The sequence below is a fragment of the Salifodinibacter halophilus genome, from assembly GCA_012999515.1.
GTDB classification, from domain to species: Bacteria; Pseudomonadota; Gammaproteobacteria; order Nevskiales; family Salinisphaeraceae; genus Salifodinibacter; species Salifodinibacter halophilus.
The window spans coordinates 1-257 of record JABEEB010000411.1; the positions used below are offsets into that span (position 1 = coordinate 1).

At 65.4% G+C, this 257-nt stretch carries 1 protein-coding gene; it reads right to left on the bottom strand.

Annotation, left to right across the window (positions count from 1 at the left end; genetic code table 11):
- The coding region (locus HKX41_12250; protein NNC24907.1) for a hypothetical protein at positions 1-107 on the bottom strand (107 nt) is incomplete at its 3' end.
- Positions 108-257 lie beyond the last annotated feature (150 nt).

Here is a 257-nt window from a genome sequence, read left to right on the forward strand (position 1 = left end):
CGAAGCGATTCGAGCAGATCGAGATTCTCTTCGCCGGGGATGCCGAACACGTATTGCACGCCTTCGGCTTCGAGCGCGGCGACGAACAGGTCGGACGCCTTGGTCATGCGGGACTCCGGGGTCGGAAACGCAGGACGCCAAGGATCGCGCAAACGGCGTGAGCGAAGGGCGATGGGAGTGGAACGATGCGGGCCGGGCAGGGGTGTGGCCAGATTCGGAAAAGCTCAGGTGAGGCAGGCCTGGATGGGCAGGCGCGG